Consider the following 24,056-nt stretch of genomic DNA (forward strand, 5'->3'; position numbering starts at 1 on the left):
CTTTTATATATGAGCAAATGAAATAATTATAGTTTTCCGCTTTCTTTTACTAACTTGTAATAAGCAAAAATGAGGTTGATTTCTGAATTGGTGTATTGCAACTCTGCGTCTAGTTTGGTGTTGCTAGCATCAATTAAATCAAGTAAAATAGCTAATTGATTGTTGTACTTGCTTTCCATAATTCTGTAATTTTCATTGGCTAAATCTTTATTTTTTTCAAATGTTTTATTTTGGGTAACAGATTCGTTGTATTTGATGTATGCCGCTTTCACAGCTACGCTTATCAACTGTTCAGCTTCGTTTGCTTGTGCTTGAGCTCGTTCTGTTTCATATTTGTTAAGTTGGATTTTTTTCGGCGTTTTATAAAGTGAACTGATATTATAACTAAGCGATAAACCTACATTCCATCCATTTGAATACATATCCAAAGCAGGTGAAATAGTAGTAATGGGACGTTGAAGTGTATTTCTTGCAAAAGCAGATAAAACAGGCATACGCTCTGCTTTGGTTATTTTTTCAGAAACTTCATATAGTTCAACTGCCTTTTTGGTCATCATTAAGATGGGATGGTCTTGTATATTGTTTTGATAGGTTTCTAAAAGCGAAATTTCGGGATTTTCATTTAATATCGTTTCTTCTGCTATAATCTGTGTTTCTTCTGGCAATCCCAAAGCTACAGTGAGTTGTTTGTTTAAAATTTGAATGTTATTTTCTATCACTTGCAAAGACAAATTAAGATTTGAAATTTGCAATTCGCCACGGATAACATCATTTCGGGTTACCATTCCTTGTTTGAAAAATTGGTTACTGTTCTTTAATCGCTTTTCTGCAAGTTCAATATTTTTTCGATAAACACTTGCTTGATTTTGCAATTTATACAAGTCCAAATAGTATCCTAATGCGAGTAATTTGATATTTTGTTCATTAGACAGATAACTAAGAGAAGCTATATTTTCATGTAACGATTTTGCCTGAATAGCATTGTTTACTGCATTTCCTCTCCAAATTAATTGAGTAGCTTCTATAGCATATACGTTTCCAAAATGAGGCATATCTACTTTTGAAAAATTAGAGAAATTTTCATCTAAAACAGATACATCACCAATATAAGTTACACTTACATTCGCATTAAAATCAGGAAGTCGCTGGTTTTTAGCAACCTTTATGTCTTGTTTAGCGATGTTGATGCCCGCTTTAGAAACAGCTAATGAAGGGTTGTTTTCTGTAACTAAAGAAAAAAGTTCATCAATGGTAATTTTTTTCTTTTGTATTGAATCTTGGGCATAAACAAATGAACTTAAGAATAGGCAAGTTATCCAAAAAAAAATCTTGAAAGGGTATGATTTCATACTAATTTAGTGTATTTATATTTTCAAAGTGCAAATTTAAAAATAAAATAGCTTTATAAAAGGTTGAAAAAGGATTAAAAGAAGTTTAAATGGTATCTAAAAATACAATTTCATTTTTGTTTCTATACTTCTTCGGACTTAAACCTGTATGCTTTTTAAAAAATTTACCAAAGGCATATTGGTCTGAAAATTGAAGTTCTGATGCAATGATATAGATTGTGTTTTTGGTACTGAGTAGTAATGTTTTTGCCTCATTAAGTAAGGCATTTGCAATAAATTCTGTAGGTGGTGTTTTAGTTGTTTCTTTGACACAGATAAAAAGATATTTGATAGATATATTTAGTTGTTTGGCATAAAAAAGCAACTCTTTTTCTGTTTTAAAATGAAAAGAAACCAATTCGATAAATTGCAGTGTGATTTCTTCTTTTCGGGTATTTAGTATCGTTTCAGATTGCAGTTTTTCTGCTAATGAATCCATTAAAGTATAGATAATGGTTGTGAATAATGCAATGATAATTTGTTCCTGAAAAGAAGACTCTTTTGTGTTCTGATTGACGTGATAATTCAATAATTTAACCAATCCTACGGTTTGACTAAAAGCCTTTTTTTCTAGTTTAAAGATGTTTTGATTTTTTTCTGCATTTATAATTTGGTAAACATCATATCTGCTGAAATTAAAATAGATTTTTTCTCTAGTAATTTCTCTGTTGTGTATTAAAATATACATTTTCAGCGTTTCAGTAAAACGGATGATTTTATAAATATTTTTTTTTGAAATCAATATAATATGTTCGTTTTCATAAGATACAGGCTTTCCATTTATTTCCATCTGCATAAGTCCTTTTACTAAAAAAATGACGATGTTGCCTGATGGGCGCAAAAGATAGCCTTCTTTAGCATTTTTAAAGAAGTCTTTTTCGGTGAGTATTTTTATCAATGGCATTTATAACAAATTTTAAAGAAGTCTAAGGTATTGTTTTTAGCAAATTGATGCGCAAGATTTTTATAAGTTGAGCCGTTGGCCCGGTGCATTCCTATGGTTTCAATACGATTTTATTTACGTTATTTTAAGTGGTTAGCTTTTTATTCGTGTAAAAAAAAATTAGATGGCCTAAATACTAACCCAATACGTATGCTGTTGGTACTCTCTGAATAATGCAACAAACTTTCAGCATAACCTGTATAATATTGTAAGGATAGATATTGATTGTTGTTTTTTCCAATTCGATAATAAAATTGTGTTTGAAATGAGCCTCTATTGTCCCAAGTTGCTCCCTTCTTTGCCGTTATTTCAACTACGAATCGGTTATCTCTAGATTTTTTTATAAGATTTGCTTCAAAATAACCAATGTATTTTATTAAATCGGGATTATCACTTTTATAAGCAAATGGAATCCATGTACTTATTGCTAATGTAATAGAGCCAGGAAAGGCAATCCTATAATGAAAACTTACTTTGTTCCAGGAACGGGAATCTATACTGTCTTTACCATTGGATTCATGGTCCAGTCCAATACCTACCATATTTAACAATCTGTGCTTGTTTAAATAAAATTTTCCTAGACCCATGCCGGGATTATAATTGTTTTCAGAAAAAGGGCTTGAATTTTTATAAATGTTCCAAAATGACTTTTGAGTATATGTAAAATACAGGAAAGAATTGAAAGGCAGTACAGCATTGGTTAATCGGTCCTTAATGCTGATTTGAAACTTAGCGTCTGAATTATTTGAATTGATAGGTTCATTTACTTGGAATCCAGTGATAAAATAGTTGTCTTTAAATATCGTAAATTGAGGTGCTTCTTTTAGCAAGTTATTTATAGAATCTCGTGTATTTGTTTGTCCCAAAATGCTATTACATCCTATTAATATACTCACCACTATTACTATTTCCTTTTTCATAATCATCTTTTAAATATTTTTTCTAGGTTCTCTTAAAAATAAGCAGTATAAAGTTATTTTTAAATTTTTTTATGTTCTCATTTTGTTTAGATAGCACAGAGAAATTCTTATAAAAAAGGATTCGTTATGGAATTAAAAGTGCAGTTTTTTTTAATAAATCATACAAAGTTGATTTACCACGAAGATCATATACATCTGAAAATCATAGTTTAAGCTGCCTGTGTTTTTTCATCTGAAAATATTTTTATATTATTTTTATTGTATATTACCTATCCACCTTTTTTTATATTCGTTTTTATAAATATGTTTCCAGCGTCTATGACTCCATAGATAATTTTCGGGATTTGCAATAATAGCACTCTCAAGATTTCTTATAAAAAGATGTGTTATTTTACCAACTTGATAGGGTTTTGAAAAATCAAAAATTGGTGTAATGATGAATTTATAGTGTCCTCTCTTTGTCTTAATAATATTAGCAAATAAAGAAGTAGTTTTATTTGAAGCTGTATAGAGTTCAGCACCACTCATAAAGGCAGTCTTTTGAGATAAAAAAGATGCCCAAAAGCTTCTTTCCGAGATATTTGGATTTTGATCAGCGGCTAAAATTAATATATGATTTTTTTGATCAAATGGTTTTATATCTCTTTTCATGAATTTTGACGGAATCATTTTAGAACCGAATCGACTTCTCAGTCTTAACATAAAATTATTTGCTGCTTTACTACTTAATTGTTTATAAACAACTAGTACGTCTGCTTTATGAAACATGGATGCAATATGTGCATTCGCCCACTCCCAATTAAATTGATGACCTAAGTAAATATGACAATTTTTGTTTTCAGAAATAATTTTTTCAAGCTCTGAATAATCTGCGGATATATGCGACTGAAGGTCTTTTTTAGATATTGATAATAATTTTATTGTTTCAATAAAGTTGTCACAAAAATTTTTATAAAATTGTTTCTCAATATTTATTTGTTCTTTTTCAGATAATGATCTGAAAGTTATTTTTATATTTTCAGAGACAACTTTTCTACGATATTTTATTAGGTAATAGAGAATATAATATGCGAAGTCAGAAATAACATATAATATTCTTAAAGGGAATAGTGAAATAGGATATAGGAAAGCAAAAATCATTGGAAGAAATTTTATAGTTTATAAAAAATGAAAAGTGTAATTTTCATTAAAATAGTAATCTTCTTATTTTTCTATTAGATTTATTAATTGTGATTTCAAATTTTGAGCATGATTATACCCTATTTGATAAATCTCATCAATTTTTTTAAACTCAAAAGTTCCATAATTTCCCATGTTAGGTGGTTCAATATAAACATCACATTTATTCATTTTACTATCAATACTATTGTTCAATGAAATGTGAAGTGTTCTTTCAATCATTCTTTTATATCCCATTTTGCCTTCCATTTTATTTATAGCATTAACATTTATTCCAATAATTTTATCACATTTATTTTCGATAATATCAGTTGGAAAATTGTTTAAAATACCACCGTCTGAAAGATAGACACCTTCATGAAATACTGGATGAAAAACTAACGGCACGCAGCAAGAAGCTTTTACAGCAGTAGATAGTGATCCTGTACTAAAAACGTGTAATTTAGCGTTGGTTAAATCTGTGGCTGTGACATAGGTAGGTATTTGTAATAATTCAAGTTTATCGTGTGTAATGTATTTTTTTGTAATTTTTTCAAAAACATCTGGTGTAAACAACCCGCCACTTCTAACCAATAAATTAGAATAATTGAAAAATTTTTCAACTTTACCAATTTTTAATATTTCTTCTGGGCTGAAACCAGATGCGTAAAACACACCAACTAATGATCCTGCACTAGTACCCGCAATCACGTTTGGTTTTATACCTAACTCTGTTAGATATTGTAGTACACCAAGATGAGCTATACCTTTGATTCCACCACCTGATAATGCTAATCCTATTCTAGACATAATTTTTTTTTGAATTTGATTTTTTTAAGTTTAACAGATTTGTCATTTAACATTGTTTTTGATCTATATACCGTTCAATTTTTAGTTTTAATTCATTTGATTGTTCTTTAAATTGACAATGTTTTTTGGATTCCTGTTTGAATTTTTGTCTATCTGTAGTTTCTTATGATTTTACTTTTTCGAAGCATTTTAGCTGCATCATTTACCTCTTGTTTTGTCTTATTTGACAGTTTCTTTAACTTCTCATGCAACTTTTTAGTTTTTCGTACATTTTTTTAAATAATTTGCTAATTGCCATAACCAGCAATTGTAAAATTTTAATTTTAAAGTTGTTCTTTTTAATAATTCTATAATTTACAAAGCATGAATGGCTTTTCTTAAATGTTCGTAAGAAATGTGAATTTCATCTTTAAAATTTTCCCATTTTAAATTAGCATCGTCTTGCTTTTCTTTTAATGTTGAGATTATAACATTTATTTTTTCGTGTGCAGTTATCATTTCTTCATTATACCCTGTTGTTAATTCTGCTTTCTTTCCATCAAAGTTTTTTTCTAAAATTTCTAATTGTAATTTTGTTTTAATTAATAACGGAGTAAAAAAGTCAGCTAATTTTAAAAAGACTGGGGTGTTTTCAATTTCAATTTTAACAACTTCCAATTTTTGTAAAATATTTTTCTTTTGCTTTAAAAATAATTCTTTAGTTTTTGCCTCTCCTTCATCTAATTCATTTTCTAAATCAGTTAGAGAATTATCAAGAAAAGCATATTCCTCATCAATTTGAGAATTTAGTTCTACTCTAAATTTATGAAGGCTATTTTTGATTTTTGATTTAGTTTTTTCAAACTCTTCCTTTGCTTCAGCTTCTCCAAGAGATAATTGAAATGCTAAATAATCTAATTCTTGTTGGTCTTTTAGCAATTGACCTGCAATCTTTACTAAGATTAAGATTGGTTTTTTTGTTTTCATTGTCATAATTGTTAATTTAGATTAGATATCGATTACAATTGGGATTTGAATTTATGGTTAAATATGAATGATTGTTTCATTTTTTGCTGTTTTATTGTTTAAAAAAATAGTAATGATTTGTTGACTAATAAGACTAGTGTTAGCATTGCAGTTTTTATGTTTGTTAATGAATAGGTGAAAATATCTAGCTTTTATTTTGGAAGTTTCTTCTCCAATCATTTTAGCTATACAATCTTGAATATTTGAAAGTAATTTGCTTATAGGATTAGTTTTTAGTTTACTTTCGTTAGTAATTGTTATGAAAGTACATTTGGGATTACCCAAGTGGTTAAGAAAAATTTGAGAACAGATTAAACAAGTCGTGATATTATTTTGAATAGTTTTTTGTATTTCACTTATTTTTAATCCTGTTAAAAATAAATCATTATCATCTTCATTTTCCATTACTGCGACTGTTAAGTCTATTTGACCATAAATTTCTCTTATTATTTCTGAAACATCAGTTGCCTTGTTGAAGTCTGAAATATCAGTCAAAAAAGTAATCAGATGACCCGTTTTTATTTCTTCAACATGCTTCTTTAGTATATCTAATTCATCCGCACTCTTTGCTGGCACAATCACAGTTGCATTTTCCAAGAGAAAAGATTTTACAATCTCTTTGCCTAACTCACTTGTTCCGTCAATAACGAAAGTGTTTTTATGGTTTAATCTTTTACTCATTATTGGTATTGTTAAATGATTAGACAAATATTAGTATAGATAGGATATTAAGAAAGGTCTACAAAAGGTTGGAATTGGTCAAAAAGAGGGTATCCGATTAGTGAATTACTTTCTGATAATTGCATCAATTTTTTTGACGATTTCATTTGTGCTAAGAATGTTAGTATTTAGTCCTAAACTATTTTTATTATAAGGTTGGTATTTATCCAAATCAGTAACTGAAAATAATCCGACCGTAGGTGTTTGTACAGAACTTGCTAAGTGCATAATTCCGCTATCGGCACTAATAAAAATAGCCGTATTTGCAATTAGTGATCCCATTTGACGTATATCGTTACTATAAAACGTAGGTGCTTTAAAAGCAATTTGGGAAACGTTTTCAACAGGTAAAACTTCTATGATATTAAAATTTTCAAATTCTTTTTTTAATTTTTCAAGTAATTCCATCCACCATAATTCTGAATAGCATTTATTTCCAGTTGCGTAAGTAAATAAGCAAATTGTTTTTTGTTCTTTATTTACAATAAGTTGATTTAGTATTTTTTTACCCTCAGCAATCTCTTCAGAATTTAATTTGAGATCTAATGATGGTATTACCTTTTTAACATTGGCAACTCCAATCGTTGACAAAAAAATCCTTAAACTATATACAGGATGTTTAGCCAGATGTTTATAATCTTTATATTTTAAGTTGAAATATTCATTTTCATCATCAAAAATCCTGTACGCTGAATTAGCAAATTTGGTTGAAAGTCTACCAGATGATGAATCTTTATCAACATTAATTACAATATCATATCGCTTTTTTCTAATAGATAACCACGTGAAAAGATATTGAATCAAGTTTTTAAACGGTTTTTTGGGTAGTTGAATTATTTTATCAATGTTTGGATAATTTTTATATATAATTGTAGATAAATTTCCTTTTACAAATAAATCAATTTTGCTATTTGGAAAAGTATTAATTACTTCTTGTACTAATGGAGTCATTAATAATTGATTTCCTAACCTGTGATTGGGTCTACAGATTAGTATTTTTTTGATATCTTCTCTATTATCAATTGAAGGAAAGTTATTGTCAGAAGAATTGCTAATATTCTTGGTCACTCGATGTGTTATTCTTCTTCTAATTATGTTAATTTCATTAAAAAAATCCATATTTTGGTAAAAGAATTAGACAGATTAGTGTTGTTTTTTATTGTTTATTGGATTAACAATTGCAGCAACAAAGTTGGTAATTAGTTCATATTTTAATAGGTCTGTTTAAGGCAGTAGTTGGTCAAAAAAGGTTTTAAATCATAGCGAAGTTGACACCTAATTAATTTTTAAATTATTCAAGTGATTAAATTTAACTATTATTATATGATTTCGGAATCGAAAACTAGAAGACTAATTATTAAGTTTTAGATATGAGAGTGGATTTTGAACCCAATAGATGAGGTTTGAAATATCAAATAATGAATTCTGCCTAGAATATTTTTTTGGATTAGCAGAGTTAATCCGCGATATTGATAGTAATTTTAGTATTTATAAGAGAGGTCATGTTTTACTAATATTGTTTTAGCAAGATATCCATAAATTATTCCCAAAAACATAGCTACAATTACATCTGTAGGATAGTGTACACCATTATAAATACGGCTGTAGGCAACTAAAATAGCCCAAAACAACAATATGCCTTTTAACCAATTGTATTTATTAGGCAATAGTAGAATGAGAAAAGTAGCAAAACCAAAAGCATTAGCTGAATGTGAAGAAATAAAACCGTATTGTCCACCAGGTCCTGCTTCGCTTAAGTGGATAAACTTTTGCAAAGCTGGTTCGTGAGATGGTCTTAATCTTTTGACAATATTTTTAATAAGATGCGATGCGGTTTGGTCGCAAAATGTTATTACTAGACCTATCGCAATAAAAACTGAAATACTTTGCCTTTTATATTGTTTGATGATTATGTAAACTATTAATAAATAAAATGGCGCCCAAAATATTTTATCGCTCGCCCAATACATAATTTGATCAAAAAAAGGATTGTGAATTCCGTTTAAGTAAAGAAATAAATGTGTGTCAAGTTCTTTGATCTTTTCTAACATATATTTTATTTTTCTAACAATTTAATTTTAGCAAAACTAGATGTTAAACAATATGATAAAAAGAGTTTTTTGAATCCATTTTTGGTCAAAACCAATCATATTAGAAAAATTAAGTTTTGCCTTTGCGATACTCTGAAGGAGAAGCTCCTATCTTTTTTTTAAAGAATTTTCCAAAAAAAGATTGATCGCTGAATTGTAATTCATCTGCTATTTGGGAAATTGTTAAGGATGGATTTGCTAATAAAATTCGAGCTTCCATAATCACAGCATCATCAATTAATTCACCCGCAGTTTTTCCAGCAACGTCTTTTAATACTTTGGTTAAATGACCTGTAGTAACAAAAAGTTTGTCTGCATAAAATTGTAGACTACGTTCTCTTTTAAAATTATTTTCAAGAAGTTTAAAAAATTTCATCATAAGTTCTTCTTTACGAGAGGCTTCTATTTTTAATTCAGAATAATTTTTCTTGTATATTATTGCTATTTCAAGCATTAATAAACTGAATGTATGACTAATCATTTCACTTCCAAAAAAGTTATTTTTCCTTTCGATATTTTTTTTCTGTAAAAGGTTTACCATAAATAAAAAGGATTCCATTTCTTGATAACCGAAAGAAAGTTTAGGAATTATTTTAGAGGTAAAAAAATCGAATGCTTCAATATTATTTTTATTGATATTACTTTTAAGTGCAAAATCAATTGTAAAGCTTATCCCAATTAATTGTATTCCCTCATGTATATCTAAAATGTGTATGACCGTTTTAGGAGAAACAATTATAAAATCGTTTGCCTCAAGAGTATAGTTTATAAGGTTTAATTGAATGCTTAATTTGCCTGAAACAACTAACATTACAGAAAAATTATCTGATCTAAATGGATAAGAAAACGGATTTTCTGTAATAATATCTTTGTTTGAATACACATGCAATCCGTCAGATTGAGGTTTCTCGTCTAAGATTTTTAAAATATCACTTATTGTGTGTAATTTAATTGTGCTTTTATCCAACTTGTTGAGTTTATAACGATACAAAATTAATCAAATTCAAATAGTTTAAAGAAAGGAGTACTTAAAAGTTGTTTTTCGTTTATAAAACCAACTGTTATTTATCCTTTTTCCAATTATTTTAACATATTATTATCAACACTTTAAAAACTTAGCATTAAAATTTTCATATCACCGCTAACTTTTCTATCCAATACTTTAGCATAATGTTGAGTTGTTCTCTAGTTTTTATGTCTAACATTTTGCTAACACTTTCATTAGGAACTCCGTTAGTAAGAGTTACAGTTGTTGCAAAAGCATGTCTAGGAATATGGAAAGTCAATTCTTTTTTTCAATTTCTCAAACTACTGCAATTTCTTTTAAATAAGCATTCATCTTTTGATTTGACAGAAGTAGTAATTAATCTTCGTTAATACAATTGTAGATGATTTTCGTATTTATAATTACATTTTAAAACTATGTCGTTTGGTTTATACCCGGTATAAAATCTAAAGCAATAGTTTGGTCAACTGCATTTGTAGCAACATTAATTACAGAAATAGATTGTCCGTATTCATTATTTATAAACATTTGTCCATTACTACCTGTCCAAGCACCAGGTCTTTTGATTTAGAATGACTGTTACTATCACAACAATTGTCTTTGTATGCTTGTGGTGGTGTTTTTTATTTTAAAAACTAAACAATACATAATTAACCAAACTAAATTACTGTTTAACCAAATATTTGTTAAAATGTTGTTTTTTATTAAGAATAGTTCCAAATCTATTGCTTATTTAGTATTTATTTCGTCAAGATAACATTGTAAATCGTAGAGATAAATCAGCTCAATGTTATCATCTTCTGGCATTTGAGCTAATTCAACAAAATTGATGTTTTTGTATAATGATTTTTCTCCGATAATGTCCTGCATGATAATGAATACTGCTTCAAGTAGATTTTTATTATTGCAATGCACCGTAAAATTCTTTAGGTAGACAATCATGTCAATCTTTTTTGAATCTTCATATTCAAAAGGAATGAATTTAAGTTCGCTAGCTTTGAGATTAATATCTTTGAAGATATAGGGCTTATCAAGCCCTGCTTCCATTTCGTCAATGTCTTTGGAAGGCTGAACAAATGCTTTAAATTCCCAATCTTTAAATTTAGGTGCTGGTTTAATGACTTCTTCCACTTTAGTAAAAAAATCAGGATTCCCGTTGGCTGATATAATCATTTTTGTTTTTTCATTTTTGCGGTTAGGGAATATTAAGATAAAATCTACTCCCGGAGCGTAAAAATGCAGGTGCCAATCAAGCCAATATACATAGTACTTTTTTTCTTTTGCGCTTAGTGTGATTAGGTTTTTTAATTTTGATTGGTGGCCACTGAACCAGGACCAAAAGTGTTCTATTGTTTTCATAATAAAATTTTGTTTAAAGTGTTTGATTTGATTTCTAATGCGATCGCTCCGCCTGGCTACTTCGCTAAAACAGTTCACTGTACTGTTTTTTAACGCTCGTCCCTAACGTTTGTCTTTAGTATTGTTGTCGTAAGCTATTAAATTGAATAGTTCCCGCATTCTGCTTCTTACTCTCTTGCCGTAATGGGTTTCAATTTCTGATGCTGATAGATTTGTAGTGATGTGCGTTGGAATTTTTTTTGCAATAAAAATATCATAGCGACTTAATAGTATTTCTGCCATCACGTTACATTCGTTACCGTAGTATTTTAAGTTGTTCTCTGTTCCTAAATCGTCAAAACAGATTATTTTAGGTTCTGACTCATATAATTTTCCCTTGCTGTATTTGTGTATGATTTGGTAGCCGTCTTGAATGAATTCGAAGCTTATTTCCCGGCACGGTTTCACGAAAAATTTGTGTTCTGCAGGTGTTAGGTATTTCATGATGCTCATTAGTGTCGTTTTGCCGCAGCCGATAGGTCCAGAAAGTAGAATTCCTTTATTGATACTGATGTTGTATTGAAAACATGATGCCTCGTCCTTGAGAAAATAAGCGATGAGTTTGTATATGATTGGGTAATCGATTTCAAGGATTTTGAAATGATTGCCGTATAATTCGATGCCTTTCTGTTCTAACCAAGTAACTATTTCGTGATAGTTGTAATGGGTTTTTATTTCTGTTTCCATAGTTTAGTGTTTTACCGCAAAGTGCGCGAAGTTTTGACGCAAGGTTCGCAAAGTCCTTCGACAGGCTCAGGATGACAGTTTGAGAGAAGCTGAAACAAGTTCAGCTTAAAGTGGCTCTGAGTAATCTTTGTTTGCTGAGGTGTCGAGTTGTTTTGTTCTATCTGTTCGTTCATTTGAAATGAATTTTGGGGCGTTAAACATCCAGTTATTGGCTGCTGCTTTCCAGTCAACCATTGGTATTTTTCCACCGACTAGCCAGCCGATGCTTGAAAAGTAGTTGTAGAATTTTTGGGCTTCCATTTCCGGAAAGTTTTGCTCTAAGAAATAGGATCTAACTTCTTCAATTTTTGGAACAATTTCTTTTTCTTCTTTTTTAGCGGAACTTTTTTCTTCTTTTAAATCTTTTTCATTTTTAAAAATAGAATCATCATTTTCATTTTTTTTGGATTGCTCGCCCAAGTTTAAACTGTTTGAATTGTTTAAATTGTTTGTAATGTTTGTATTGTTTATATAAGGTACTACGACTTGTTCATCAACCTGTTCAGTACTTGTTTCAGAACCAGTACAGGACTTGTTCAATAGTTGTTCATTGACTGGTTTAAAATTTGAACTAGCACTTTTAGGTAAAGGCTTTAGATCATCTGAAAAATTGAATAAAAAAACATGACTTCCTTTGAATGGATTGTATGAGGGTTCGTATTTGATATAGCCCTGCGCATGCAAAGCTTTGAGGCATTTGTGGTACGTGGCTTTTGAACTAATCTTACTTATTCTCATTACTTCGTCACGCGAAATGCTTATCGGATTTTTAAACCGGTTGCAATTCCAGAACTGAAACAACGACATGTATAGACTTACGTGGGTTGGATTCAAAGCTCTGTCTTTGGCCACCTTATCAAAAAAGCCTGTGAGGTGCTTTATGTAATTCATGATTTGAATTACTTTGAGTTAAAAAGTGTTCTTTCTGAACTTACCTTATTGTCATCGAGTAATTTTTCAATATCCTTGTGTGCATAATAGATTATGCCTCCAATTTTAGTGTACGACAAGGTTTTGTTAATGCGCAAGGTTTGTAGAGTTCCCGGAGAGATATTGAGAAGTTTGCGAACCTCTTTTGATTTCAACCATTGTTTTGTTTGTTCGGTTTTGCCTTGGATGATTTCTCTAATATCATTCAAAAGTAATGTGCGGAAATCGTTTAGATCTTCCTTAGTTAGAATTTCAACTGCCATAATTTATGTTTTACATTGTTATGGCACAAAATTGTATGATTTGGGAATTTTTATTTCACAAGTCAATCACAAGTTGTGAAAGAAAAAAATAAAATTTATTCGAAATTACTTGCTGTCATTGACTTTTTCAATTTGTAAATAAAATAAGTTGGTGTAATTCCCGTTCGGACTTTGAATGCCCGAGTGAAGTTTTGGGTGGAACCGAAACCGGCTTCTTCTCCTAATGCTTTGTTAGTGTAGTTGCGGTACTTGCTTTCTTTTTTTAGGATATCAATTATGTAATCTATTTTTAAATCGGTTATGTATTCGATGGTGCCTTTTCCGCGGTGTTTGGCAATAATCTTGGTCACATATTTTGTATTTGTATTTAGTAACGAAGCCATTTTTACCAGTGTCATGTCTTTTTCTAAATACTTTTTAGTTCCTTCAAACTTGTCAAGCTTTTTGAGAATACCGGCTTCAATATCCGGGCTTATTTCCTGAGTTGTTTGTTTATTGTTGGTTTCCGGAATTAGCGAATTGTTTACTTCCTGTTTTGTGGTCACCTCCAATACCATTACCTCTTTAGAAATATCAAGAGTTCTTGGTTGGGCGGTATCGCGTTTCATTACTTCTTCAAAGAGCCTTTTGTTTTTGAAATGCCTATAAATTAAATAGATTATAGCAAGCGCCATTAGGAAAATGATACTAAAACCGATCACCGTTCGGAATGTCATTGCATTTTCGATATCCTGTTTTGATTTTAGTAATTCTTTTGTGTCATATTCCTTGACTATTTTTCTCAACAGATATTTATAGTTCTGACTAAGTACATTATCAACTTTTAGCAACTGGTTGATGTAATATAATTGGGACTTAGTGTCTCCCTGGTTTTTATAGTAATCTATCAGTAATTCATAGTTTTCTCGTAAATCGGGACGAATGTATTTTTGCTGCTCAAATGCTTTATCGACTTTTTTAAAATATTCAATTGCCTTTTCTTGTTCCTTAAGAGACCAAAAGCACTTGCCTAAATAAAAATATGCGACTGTCTCATTGGCAAAGTCTTTATTACTTTGCATACTTGGTATAGTACTATTCAAATCTTTGATTGCCTTGCTATAATTATTCTTGAAGTATTGATTAATTCCTTCGGAATGTATAAAGTAGGATTCCATATCAAGGTTTTCCAGCTTTCGTCCTTCATTAATTCCTAATTGATTTGTGGCTGAACTTAAGTCATACTTACCAATTTTGCTGTAGCACACGCCTAATCCATGAATGGAGTTGAGATAGGCGCGGTCATTTTCTTCCTTAAAATAGTTAATGCATTCCCGAAATAGGCTTATTGCTTCATCATAGAATCCTAAGTAGTATTTGGTCTGAGCAATACCAAATTTTACTTTATAAATGGAATAGCTGTCATCTGTTTTAGAAATATGCTCGTCAGCCAATAAAAAATTGTCTAAGGCATTTTTATTATCCTTTTGTCCATAATAAACTGTCGCTTTAGTCATATAAGCTGAGCCAATCGTGACTTCGTCTTTTGTTTGCTTTGCTGCAATAAGCATACTGTCTGCATAGGAACCCCAAGATTTTTTTTCAGAAAGATATAATACCGATTTATATGCCAATACCATTTGCCCAAAGTCAGCATCTGCCTTTGACTTTCTTAGCCAAGTTTGAGCATATAGCCATGACTTGATTTTATCATTTTTATATTTTAAAGTGGCATTACTTAGGTAATTGTAATTCTTAACTAATAGGCTGTCTGGAATTTTGCTAACCGTCAGCTGCGCCTTCACATGATGTGAAAGCAATAGCAATAAAATGGGCAAGTATTTTTTTTGAATCATTTTAAGGAATTGGAACTTAAACAATTAAAAAACACAAAAATAATGCGTCTTGAGGTCTATTTATTGCGAATAAATGTAAAAAAAATATTCTAAAACTGTACGAAATATAGTCGCAAATTGAGAATTATACTGATTGGTATGTAAGTCTCTGAACCGTCGTTCCTTATTTAAAAATCTGAAGTGTTCCATTCGGGAATGATACATTTTTGATTCCCGAATGGTGTAGTTAATGACTTGTGGAGCGTAAAAATGCCCATTAGTTTTGCCCTGAATTCAAATGGTTTTGTTATGAGCAAAATCGAACCACTGTTCAGATTACCCCGGGCGAAATGAACTGATGAAAAAAAAGTAATCAGTAACATTTAACACATTAACAACCATGAAAACATTATATTCATGTTTGATCATTTTGGCTTTTTTTATTTCTTGTGATAATGCCTCTGACATTACAAAGGCTGCTACAAGCAGTAGTGAATTATTCAGTAGAACAGCAACCGAACTTCCGGGTAATGCCGCTAATCCTTATGATGATGCTGGTTGGATTCACAACGAAATTTTTGAATCGTATTATGAAAGCGGTAATAAGCCCACGACATTGTCAGGGATTATTACCAAAGTTGAAACCTTAGCCGATGCCAATACCGGATTTCAGCCGCTAAAGACGACCTCTTATCACCCAGTTTCTGTAACAAGGATTCAGTATCTTTTGGATCATAAAAACACTTGTGTAGCCGAAGTTCTTTCAGCTTCGAGTATGTCATCAAGAGCAAAATTAAGCTTCAGCTCTTTTATTAATTCATTGGTTGTTGTCTTTGATACCGAGACCAATTGTGACGTTCTTTATCAGTTTGTAGTTGATTATGAAAAAGAAATTCTCAACGATACACTACTCACTGCAAAAGATAAACAGATTATTTTGACTACCACATCGATTGCAAGGCATTCGGCTTATTTAGCTAAAAAGAAACCTAAGAAGAATACTGACCCTGATTGGACAATCCTCATAGTTAATGTAATTGGAGCAGTTTATGGAGCAGAATTTGGAACTGCTGAGAGTTTAGTAGAAGGCTTGGTTTGTGGTATAGCAACAAATTAGAAGCAAAGTTCTCGATACATCCCGATTGTATCGAGATACTAGAACTGACGTTTTAAGAGTAAGGGCTGTCGAGATATGGCAGCCCTTATTAATTTTCGTCGGCATCATCCATGCGAAGTATTAGTTTTTCTTTTAGGACATTTAGGAACTTGGTTCTTTCGGATTTTCTGGTGCGGATTTCAAGAAACGTTCTGTTGAATTGTCCGAGGTCAACACCAAAGGCAGCTTCGAAAAATGTGGTAACTTCTTTGAGTTCTGATGCACCGTTATTGAAAACGCCTTCAGTGTGCAATGCATATATCAGTTCGACTAAAGCTACTTTTGAACCGGTCCATTTTTGTGTTTTGCGTAAAGGTATCGTAACTGTGTTAGGATTCTCCTTGTTTTCCAATTTGGAAATCTCTGTTTCTAAGTAGATTTTAATCCTATCGTTTGCTAAAATCCTCGCTACTTTATAATCGTGTGAAGTAGAAAATCGATGGTCTGCCTGAAAGTAAAAGCTATCGAGTGTATGCCGAACATCGTGTTTGCCGCGAATGAAATATTTGTTGTCGAGGTTGCGGTTGCCCGTGCGGTAGTATTTGTAGAACTCAGCATTTTCGGTGAAGTAGGTTTCTAGTTTTATTACTTCGGCATTGTAGTATTTGCGGATTGCTTTTTTAGAACCGAAAGGTTTGTTGGTCTCTATATTATAGATGTCATTGTAGTAAATCAGTTTGGCCGCAAATTGCGGTTTTATATTCCTGAAAAAATCAATCTCTTCTGATTTGTTTTTGAATTGGTGGTTTAAAAACGCAGTTTTTAATTTTTCCAGTATTGTAATTAGTCGCTTTATTGCTTGCTCCGCATAGAGAATTGGTTCTTCCGTTTCAGAATGGATGCTTTTTAATTGATGCTCTAATTCAGATAGTAAGGATTCAGAAAACAATTTCATTTGCCGGCAGTTTGTTGGTTGGTATGGGCAAATCTATTGGAGTGCTGTATTGAGTGCAAATGGTGTGGTGTGTAATTCCCGAATTGAATACTCCGAATTCCCGAATTGCAATATATGTTCTAGAAAAAAATATTACTTGAGACAATAATTGATACCGAATGTATACTGGGCATTTATTCCGCTATCGAACCATGTAATTAAATCTGCGGTATTGGTTTTCCTCTTAATTTTAAATTCTTAATATCAAATGTAATTAATTAAAACCTATAAAAATGATTGTTATTCTTCCGTCTGCACTATTATTTGTTCTGTTTATATATCTCTTTTTTAGGGAAATAAAACTTGAACGTAAAAGGTTTCTTGAAGCTGACCGATTAGGAGATGAACATATTTTAAGGGAAGTTGAGCGGTTTTTGAAAAAGGTTAATTGTAATAAATTAAACAATTTTATTAGCTAAAGACTATCAAGTTGTTGTTTGCCTGTCGATTTTCCAGCTTACCATTTTTAGTCTTTCATTCACTTTGTTTAAACTTTCCAAAATCTGTTCTTCGGTAGGCAGTTCGCCGTATACTAAGTCTTTAAAAGTTGTATTGTATGTATTCCGCATCTGACTCCATGTGTTTTCAATATCTGCATAAATCATAGCTGTTGCAGGATGATTATCGAGCCAACCGTTATTGCTCTTAAAACTTATGACATCATCATTGGCAACTATGAGTAATAGTTTATCAAAACCTGGGGAATTAAAAAAAGCATTAACTTCCTTGTTTTCCAATAATTTATGAATATCATAGATATGACGGATTTTGTTATTCAAATCGGTAATAGGATCTTCGGTAAATGAAAATCGCATTAAGCTCATTATTTTTTCACAAAGTGTACGCTCTAAACTAAGTACGAGGACTTCAAATGCGTTGAGGTTGTATTCTTCGATTAGCGCTTCCTGATTATTAGCTTTCATCATTTCGGCTACAAAAGATGTAACCATTGCGTTAGTATATGGTTCAAAACTTCCTAACCAAGTTGATTCTACTATAATGATATCACGAACCTGACCAAAGTCGCCTTCAAAGGTTTTTTCGTAGCTATGAGCTGTTTTTCGAATCATTCCCATTTTGTTTGTAATTCCTTCGACTTCAATCTCGGGCAAAATTTCGGCAACAACATTTGAAATTTTCTTGATTTTTGCTTTTAACTGATTCCCCGTTTCTTGTTCATTTCTGAGAATGACCATATCAATATCTTCTGAAAAGCGTTCAATTATTTTGTAGCATTTTGACAATGCTGTTCCTCCTTTAAAGACTGCTTCTTTTCCTATATTTGAAGTAAAAATGCGGTTTAAGGCCAGTGTTACCCAATAATCTTTTTCAACATAGATTTCCTTAATTCCTTTTTGTTGCGCTGTTGCCAGTATCGCATCATTGTATAGTTCTTTGTTTTCGTGTAGTGTCATACTATGTTCCAGTTTTTAGCATTGGGTAAAATATCCTCTGTAATTTTGTATTCATATTGTGAAAGTGGATTAAGACTTTTTTTTAATGGCTTTATTTCGTCATTATCCATAAAAACTTCGACTATTGCTCCTAAAATTGCACGAACCCTTGGAGGGTATTTCAAGGCATACTTTAACAGTAATTTTTTATCTTTATTATCCCATTTTTTTATCTCATTTGCCAAAAGTAACAGCCCTGACCTTTTATCCATATCGGGGATTTGTTTGAAATCTTTCAGTGCATCTAAAATTTCTAATAAATAGTAATTTTTATCCGAAACATCAATATAACTTTTTACCGGTTTTCCTTTTAAACTACCGATTGATGCAGAAATTCGTTTGTCGCGGCTGGCAATTTTAATGACTTTAGGTATTTGTGTTGTTAAACCAAGCCTATTGTATAAACTTACTCCTGTTATGTAGGCAATTCTTTTATCATTTTCGAATAGATAGTTTTTTAAAAGTTCTTCTTCTCTGGGCTTTAATTCGCCAAAAACGGTTTGCTTTGGTTTATAAAATACCCCAGTTGAAACTCGCTTCAACACGCCCTTTTTTATTAAACGCTCTAATGTTTTTGCAGTAGCCGCATACTCATCCGATTTAACAGAAAGCGTTTGATAAGTGAATGTAGTGCCTATTGGCAGTTTCTTAACCTTGTCTTCTATTTTTTTTGAAATCGTCATGCTCTATCTTTTTATAGAAGACAAACATACTATTATTTTTTTAAATTGTCAAGTAAACGAAGCAATATACTTGACAAAATGTTTGAATATGCTTTGTTTTACAGACTGTTACTAAACTATATTGGATACTATAGGCTTGACTTTGTCGAAAAAGGCAGCCTAACTTTACAGCAATTTATTAAAGTAATAAATTGTGCGAGCGATAGCGCTGTTGTTTTACAACAGCGCTATCAGTTTTTTGTAGTGGATTGTGGTAGTTTTAAACTTATAGTTGCGAAGGTGTAAAATAATTTAACTCCTAATACTTTTATTTATACCTGTTATAAAATCTTGAAAAAAAGCCGGTAATGATGTAAATTGGCTTCCTGCATTTTCATCTATTTTACAAATATCTTCAATTATTAGTGCTGTTAAATATATTGCTAGTCTTGTTAAAGGATCTGTATACTCTTCTGAAATTGGTTTGCTTCTTGTTTTTTCAAAATGTTCTATTGAAATATAATTGGAATGGGTATGAACTGAAGCGTATTTGTAAGCATTGATAAAAGCATCTGTTTTACAAACTTGCTCAACAAGTTCGATGATTTTTAAAGGTCTTACTTTATAATTTTCATTGATTGAGAATTTCCATAAAGATTTTCTTTTTTCTGGGTCATATATTTTCACAAGCTCTGTAGTCTCTAATGAATTATAAAATGAGTTCGTCTTTATTAATTCAAACATTTCTTGAAGTTCTTGTTTGTCTTTTTCTTGTACAGGCTTTAGCTTAGGTAGGTTTTCATAGTCGATTTTGAATTTCTTTTTTTCCAACAATCCATCTATTTTCCAAAGGTAAAATCGAAATTGTTTTTCATCTTCTGATTTGGGTTCAACGAAGATGTGATTGAAAGTAATATATGTTTCCATCATTACCCTAAACATTGAATTTACACTAAATAAATCGTAGCCTGTAACTTTGATATCAGGTGTTGAGCTTTTATGCTCTATGATACCTGATGAAAGATGGAAGAAAGATGAAGAGTGAATAGCAAATTTATCGATTAGCAAATTCGAATAATTCATCCAATTTGGCACATTGGTTTTCTTTTTAGCAACATAAACCTGGGCTAACGGACCTAATAAGATGTATTCATAAAAGGTTAAAGGGTTTTGATATAATAGTTTCTGAATGTCCATAAAACCATATTTTAAGACATCAAGACTACGCCTAAACTGTCCAGTTTTGTTATTGTTGTCTCAGATATCTTTTCAAGACACGCTATACATAATAACCGCTCTGCGCGACTAAATGCAACATATCCCAAGCGTGGATAGTCAGTTTTTTCATTGTCACGTTTACTTTCTCTTATTGAGTGGTCAGTTTCTATCCATAATAAAAGCTCTTCTTCAGTTTTAGCGATCGCGAGTACAGCTTCTGATTCCAAACCTTTAATAGTATGTATATTAGAAACTGTAACATAATTACCTACTTCTTTATTATTAAAATCGAATTTCAGATTTTCAATTTTCACAGGTAATCCCTCCTTCATTTCTAATTTAAGAACATTTTTAACAAATAATCCAAAAGTGTTTTCATTAGTTATAACCCCAGAATTTATAGCCTTGAATATTGCAACGGCATGTTTTCTAAGTGTAAATATATTTGTTTCATACTTAGTACAGAATTGCGTCTGATTCATTTGTAAAGTAGAAAGTAAAGTATCCTGAATGACATTTATAGGGAGGACAATGGAATTCTTTTTTGGATCCATATATTGATTATTTACGGAGGACTTAACACGCTTAATAACGTCGTTTTTCTTCGCCAATATGCATCTGTTCGATATGCTAATTGAGATGCTTTCACATTTACTGTAGAATTTCTCGATTATTGGTGTTACTGTTTCCCATTGCGTAATAAATACTATTTCTTCATCAGTGTCAAGTTCTGTTACTGAATCAGGGTTTTTCGATACAGCTTTTTGCTCAAACTTTAGATTTTTAAAATTCCTTCCATTGAAATGATTTAAGAATCCAACTATCTTTGTTGTCGACCTGTAATTTTTATCATTGATATTTATATTGTAACTATTACTTTCGGATGCCTTAAGTATAGGAATGTATTTAAATTCCCTAATCGAAGAATCAAAACTTTGTATGTATTGTTCAGGATCGCCGACACAATAAATTTTTGTTTTATTTACTTTTCGAATATTTTCTATTATGCTAAACACTTCATTTCCTGTATCTTGAAATTCATCTATAAATAAGTACTGCAATCTATTACTTATTATCCTGCTTATTGAATTTTTCGACATGCATTCTTTTGAAATAGATAAAGTTTGGTCATACGTTATATATCCAAGTTTATTAAGTCTCTTTTTGATATTTGACTTAATAATTGCAGAAGCTTGATTGGTATTACTTCTCTTATCCTTTTCTTTCATTTTTTCGACCTTTTTAAAAACATCGTCAAGTCCACACTGCATAAATAATTTTTCACGCCCGATTTCTTCGGCTCCATAAGAAGAAAAAGGTATTATAATGAAACGATTTAAGAAAGAGTGCATTGTTCCTATAAATAAATTTTCAGGGATAGTTATTCTTTTAGAAAGCCTGCTGTAAATATTATTTGTTGCGGAATTTGTATAGGTTATAACAACCAAATATCTACTAGAAGATAAGTCCTGAAGTGCTTCAATTATAGATTCAACCATGTTGTATGTTTTACCGGCACCTGGACCAGCTATAATTAATTCACCCGAAACTTTTTTTATTGCCATTGTTGCTGGTTTATGCTAGGAATTTTATCCCATCGCTTATATATGTTGGTATTACAAATTCATCATTAGATTCGATTAGATTGAGCATTAGGCTGTATGCGAATTCTGATTTATATTGTTCGATAAGAGCAAAATATTCATCTATTACTATAGGATTAGTGCCAATATTAGTAAAAAAAGCTTTGCCGCTGTTAGGTCTAACTTCCTGAATGACTTTTAATAGAATATCTCTTCCTTTACCAGTTGTATTAACCGAAATTAAATCTTTTTCAAAAGTTGTTTCGGTAGTTATTCCAACATGTATTTCTGAAACTCCAGAATATTTAGATGCCAAATTATCAGCGCGATCTTTTGCTTTTGTATCTGAGTCACGATCCGTTAAGACCAAACATTTTTGAAAGAAACCATTTTTAATAATTTCTAAAAAATAACTGAATGCTAAACCGTTTACACTAATTACACAACAACTAGATTTTTCAGTTGAATGCTTAACTATTTTTTCAAAAAACACAGGTATTAATAGTTTTTCAGATATGCCTTCTACCAAAATCACTTTTCTCGAATAAAAGAAATTAGTATTAACTGCATCCAAATATTTATTTAAATATTTAATTTGCTTTTTGCCCAGAGCATCAGCACTGAATCCGTCAAGAATATAATGTGAGACTATCTGATTATCTTTCTTGTAAAGTACGACTGTATTTTCAAAATCAATTTTAGTAGTAATATGTGTTGAATGAGAAGTTATAAGTAATTGAATATCTTTTCTATACTCTTTTTGATTTGCTGTTTTAATCAAGGATTCAATATTATGTGCTAAGTGGTCTTGAAGGTTTGGATGCAAATGTGATTCAGGTTCTTCAAGACCAACGACTCTGAAATAAGAGCTTTGCGCTCTAGTTACATCTTCAATGTATGATAAAACTAGAGAAATAAATAAGAGATTATTTCTGCCAGTTCCATTTCGCTCTATTTTTATTGGATTATCACCATAAATTAAACTGATTTTTTTGAGTAAATCTGAAACATCAGGAAGTGTAAAGATTAAGTCAACGATATTTGTTGAGTCGTCGGTTGCTAATGATATTTTATCTAATTGAACAGAAATTCCTTGTTTGATTTCTTGTAGTGCTTTGTTTTCATTTATTGCCTGCTGTAATCCTACAAGCTGTCCTTTTAAATCTTGGTATTCTTTTTCTTCCTTTGAATTTAATATCCTGAAAAGTAATTTGTTACTATGACTTGCTACCAATTCTGTACAAGCATCCCTAAGCGCATCCAGAAGCTCAAATCGTAACTGATTTAAATGATAAGTATTGGCCTGGGTATTTTTACCTATACCACCGTAAATGCTATAATGGTATTTTGAAATAGGAAAGTTGATTAAATCTAATTTGGCACTCTCGGGAAGTTTTTCATATTCAGGTTCAGTAATTTCATTTTTGAATTTTGTTATAAAATTTCGTTGCTGCTGAAGTTCATCTTGTTTATTAAAATTCGTTACAGGCGCAAATACATAAGATATAGTAGCTTCACTAAACTCGGCATTACTGTACCAGTCAGATATAACGGACTCTTGATCATCGTTCCAATCTTTTAAAGTAGCTTCAATAATGATTTCTGGAAATTGAATAGAATCAATAGGGATGTTGAAATCGAGTACTTGTCTTTTAAAATCTAAAAGGGTGTCATAATTAAAATCAGCAACCTCCAGAAACCGTTTTTTAAAAAACGATATATCCTGTCCAAAAATTAAACCAATTGAATCCAACAAATTAGATTTGCCAATGTTGTTTTCACCAATTATAAGAGTGAGGGGTTTTAGTTCGATTGTAAAGTCCCTAAAACTTCTATAGTTTTTTATTGTAAGTTCTGATATATACATTCTAAAGATAA

The 24,056-nt window shown here is 30.9% G+C and carries 22 protein-coding genes and 1 pseudogene; 1 reads left to right on the forward strand and 22 read right to left on the reverse strand.

The annotated features are described in order from the left end of the window. Positions 1–26: 26 nt before the first annotated feature. The 16 genes and pseudogenes from C8C84_RS13240 to C8C84_RS13315 all read right to left on the reverse strand — a co-directional run bounded on the left by C8C84_RS13240 (position 27) and on the right by C8C84_RS13315 (position 15,192). Positions 27–1,349, reverse strand: a complete 1,323-nt coding sequence (locus C8C84_RS13240; protein WP_121314098.1) for a TolC family protein — start codon at positions 1,347–1,349, stop codon at positions 27–29. 85 nt (positions 1,350–1,434) lie between these two features. Continuing rightward, entirely contained in the window at positions 1,435–2,292 is an 858-nt protein-coding gene (locus C8C84_RS13245; RefSeq protein ID WP_121314099.1) for a helix-turn-helix domain-containing protein, read from the reverse strand. A gap of 140 nt (positions 2,293–2,432) precedes the next feature. After that, positions 2,433–3,251: a phospholipase A gene (locus C8C84_RS13250; RefSeq protein WP_158592574.1), complete on the reverse strand. Its 819-nt coding sequence runs from the start codon at positions 3,249–3,251 to the stop codon at positions 2,433–2,435. Positions 3,252–3,506: 255 nt separating this feature from the next. Beyond that, a complete protein-coding gene (locus tag C8C84_RS13255) occupies positions 3,507–4,391 on the reverse strand; it encodes a lysophospholipid acyltransferase family protein (protein WP_121314101.1) in 885 nt (294 codons plus the stop codon). A 63-nt stretch (positions 4,392–4,454) separates the two neighbouring features. Next, positions 4,455–5,219 (reverse strand): patatin-like phospholipase family protein, encoded by a 765-nt coding sequence (locus C8C84_RS13260; RefSeq protein WP_121314102.1) that lies wholly within the window; start codon positions 5,217–5,219, stop codon positions 4,455–4,457. A 354-nt stretch (positions 5,220–5,573) separates the two neighbouring features. Further along, positions 5,574–6,185, reverse strand: a complete 612-nt coding sequence (locus C8C84_RS13265) for a hypothetical protein (RefSeq protein ID WP_121314103.1) — start codon at positions 6,183–6,185, stop codon at positions 5,574–5,576. Between the two features lie 57 nt (positions 6,186–6,242). Continuing rightward, complete coding sequence (locus C8C84_RS13270; RefSeq protein ID WP_121314104.1) at positions 6,243–6,905, reverse strand: SDR family NAD(P)-dependent oxidoreductase; 663 nt, start codon at positions 6,903–6,905, stop codon at positions 6,243–6,245. 105 nt (positions 6,906–7,010) lie between these two features. Then, positions 7,011–8,063 (reverse strand): glycosyltransferase family 9 protein, encoded by a 1,053-nt coding sequence (locus C8C84_RS13275; RefSeq protein ID WP_121314105.1) that lies wholly within the window; start codon positions 8,061–8,063, stop codon positions 7,011–7,013. 362 nt (positions 8,064–8,425) lie between these two features. Then, positions 8,426–8,995 (reverse strand): phosphatase PAP2 family protein, encoded by a 570-nt coding sequence (locus C8C84_RS13280; protein WP_121314106.1) that lies wholly within the window; start codon positions 8,993–8,995, stop codon positions 8,426–8,428. Positions 8,996–9,104: 109 nt separating this feature from the next. Then, entirely contained in the window at positions 9,105–10,001 is an 897-nt protein-coding gene (locus C8C84_RS13285; RefSeq protein ID WP_121314107.1) for an AraC family transcriptional regulator, read from the reverse strand. A 140-nt stretch (positions 10,002–10,141) separates the two neighbouring features. Beyond that, positions 10,142–10,397, reverse strand: a pseudogene (locus tag C8C84_RS17190) (tyrosine-type recombinase/integrase); the annotation flags it as partial. A gap of 372 nt (positions 10,398–10,769) precedes the next feature. Beyond that, positions 10,770–11,399, reverse strand: a complete 630-nt coding sequence (locus tag C8C84_RS13295) for a hypothetical protein (RefSeq protein WP_121314108.1) — start codon at positions 11,397–11,399, stop codon at positions 10,770–10,772. A gap of 102 nt (positions 11,400–11,501) precedes the next feature. Further along, a complete protein-coding gene (locus tag C8C84_RS13300; RefSeq protein WP_121314109.1) occupies positions 11,502–12,125 on the reverse strand; it encodes an AAA family ATPase in 624 nt (207 codons plus the stop codon). Between the two features lie 105 nt (positions 12,126–12,230). Then, positions 12,231–13,055, reverse strand: a complete 825-nt coding sequence (locus C8C84_RS13305) for a transcriptional regulator (RefSeq protein WP_121314110.1) — start codon at positions 13,053–13,055, stop codon at positions 12,231–12,233. A gap of 8 nt (positions 13,056–13,063) precedes the next feature. After that, a complete protein-coding gene (locus tag C8C84_RS13310) occupies positions 13,064–13,357 on the reverse strand; it encodes a helix-turn-helix domain-containing protein (protein WP_121314111.1) in 294 nt (97 codons plus the stop codon). A gap of 95 nt (positions 13,358–13,452) precedes the next feature. Continuing rightward, on the reverse strand, positions 13,453–15,192 hold the full coding sequence (locus C8C84_RS13315) for an AraC family transcriptional regulator (RefSeq protein ID WP_121314112.1): 1,740 nt from the start codon (positions 15,190–15,192) through the stop codon (positions 13,453–13,455). 379 nt (positions 15,193–15,571) lie between these two features. On the opposite strand from C8C84_RS13315, the gene C8C84_RS13320 reads away from it, so the two are divergent. After that, the gene (locus C8C84_RS13320) at positions 15,572–16,288 is read left to right on the forward strand and encodes a hypothetical protein (protein ID WP_121314113.1); all 717 of its coding nucleotides are present in this window, start codon (positions 15,572–15,574) and stop codon (positions 16,286–16,288) included. Positions 16,289–16,376: 88 nt separating this feature from the next. Here C8C84_RS13320 and C8C84_RS13325 read toward each other — a convergent pair whose 3' ends face one another. The 6 genes from C8C84_RS13325 to C8C84_RS13355 form a co-directional block, all read right to left on the reverse strand. Next, on the reverse strand, positions 16,377–17,222 hold the full coding sequence (locus tag C8C84_RS13325) for an RteC domain-containing protein (RefSeq protein WP_121314114.1): 846 nt from the start codon (positions 17,220–17,222) through the stop codon (positions 16,377–16,379). Positions 17,223–17,686: 464 nt separating this feature from the next. Then, positions 17,687–18,676, reverse strand: a complete 990-nt coding sequence (locus tag C8C84_RS13330; RefSeq protein WP_121314115.1) for a nucleotidyl transferase AbiEii/AbiGii toxin family protein — start codon at positions 18,674–18,676, stop codon at positions 17,687–17,689. Next, on the reverse strand, positions 18,673–19,398 hold the full coding sequence (locus C8C84_RS13335) for a DUF6088 family protein (RefSeq protein ID WP_121314116.1): 726 nt from the start codon (positions 19,396–19,398) through the stop codon (positions 18,673–18,675). The genes C8C84_RS13330 and C8C84_RS13335 overlap by 4 nt, the downstream gene beginning before the upstream one ends. Before the next feature lie 291 nt (positions 19,399–19,689). Further along, positions 19,690–20,574, reverse strand: coding sequence for a DUF5677 domain-containing protein (locus C8C84_RS13345; protein ID WP_121314118.1), 885 nt, complete (start codon positions 20,572–20,574; stop codon positions 19,690–19,692). A gap of 11 nt (positions 20,575–20,585) precedes the next feature. Next, positions 20,586–22,160: a UvrD-helicase domain-containing protein gene (locus C8C84_RS13350; RefSeq protein WP_121314119.1), complete on the reverse strand. Its 1,575-nt coding sequence runs from the start codon at positions 22,158–22,160 to the stop codon at positions 20,586–20,588. Positions 22,161–22,170: 10 nt separating this feature from the next. Further along, entirely contained in the window at positions 22,171–24,045 is a 1,875-nt protein-coding gene (locus C8C84_RS13355; RefSeq protein WP_121314120.1) for an ATP-dependent endonuclease, read from the reverse strand. Positions 24,046–24,056 lie beyond the last annotated feature (11 nt).

Origin of the sequence: Flavobacterium sp. 102 (assembly GCF_003634615.1) — a bacterium.
Taxonomy (GTDB): Bacteria; Bacteroidota; Bacteroidia; order Flavobacteriales; family Flavobacteriaceae; genus Flavobacterium.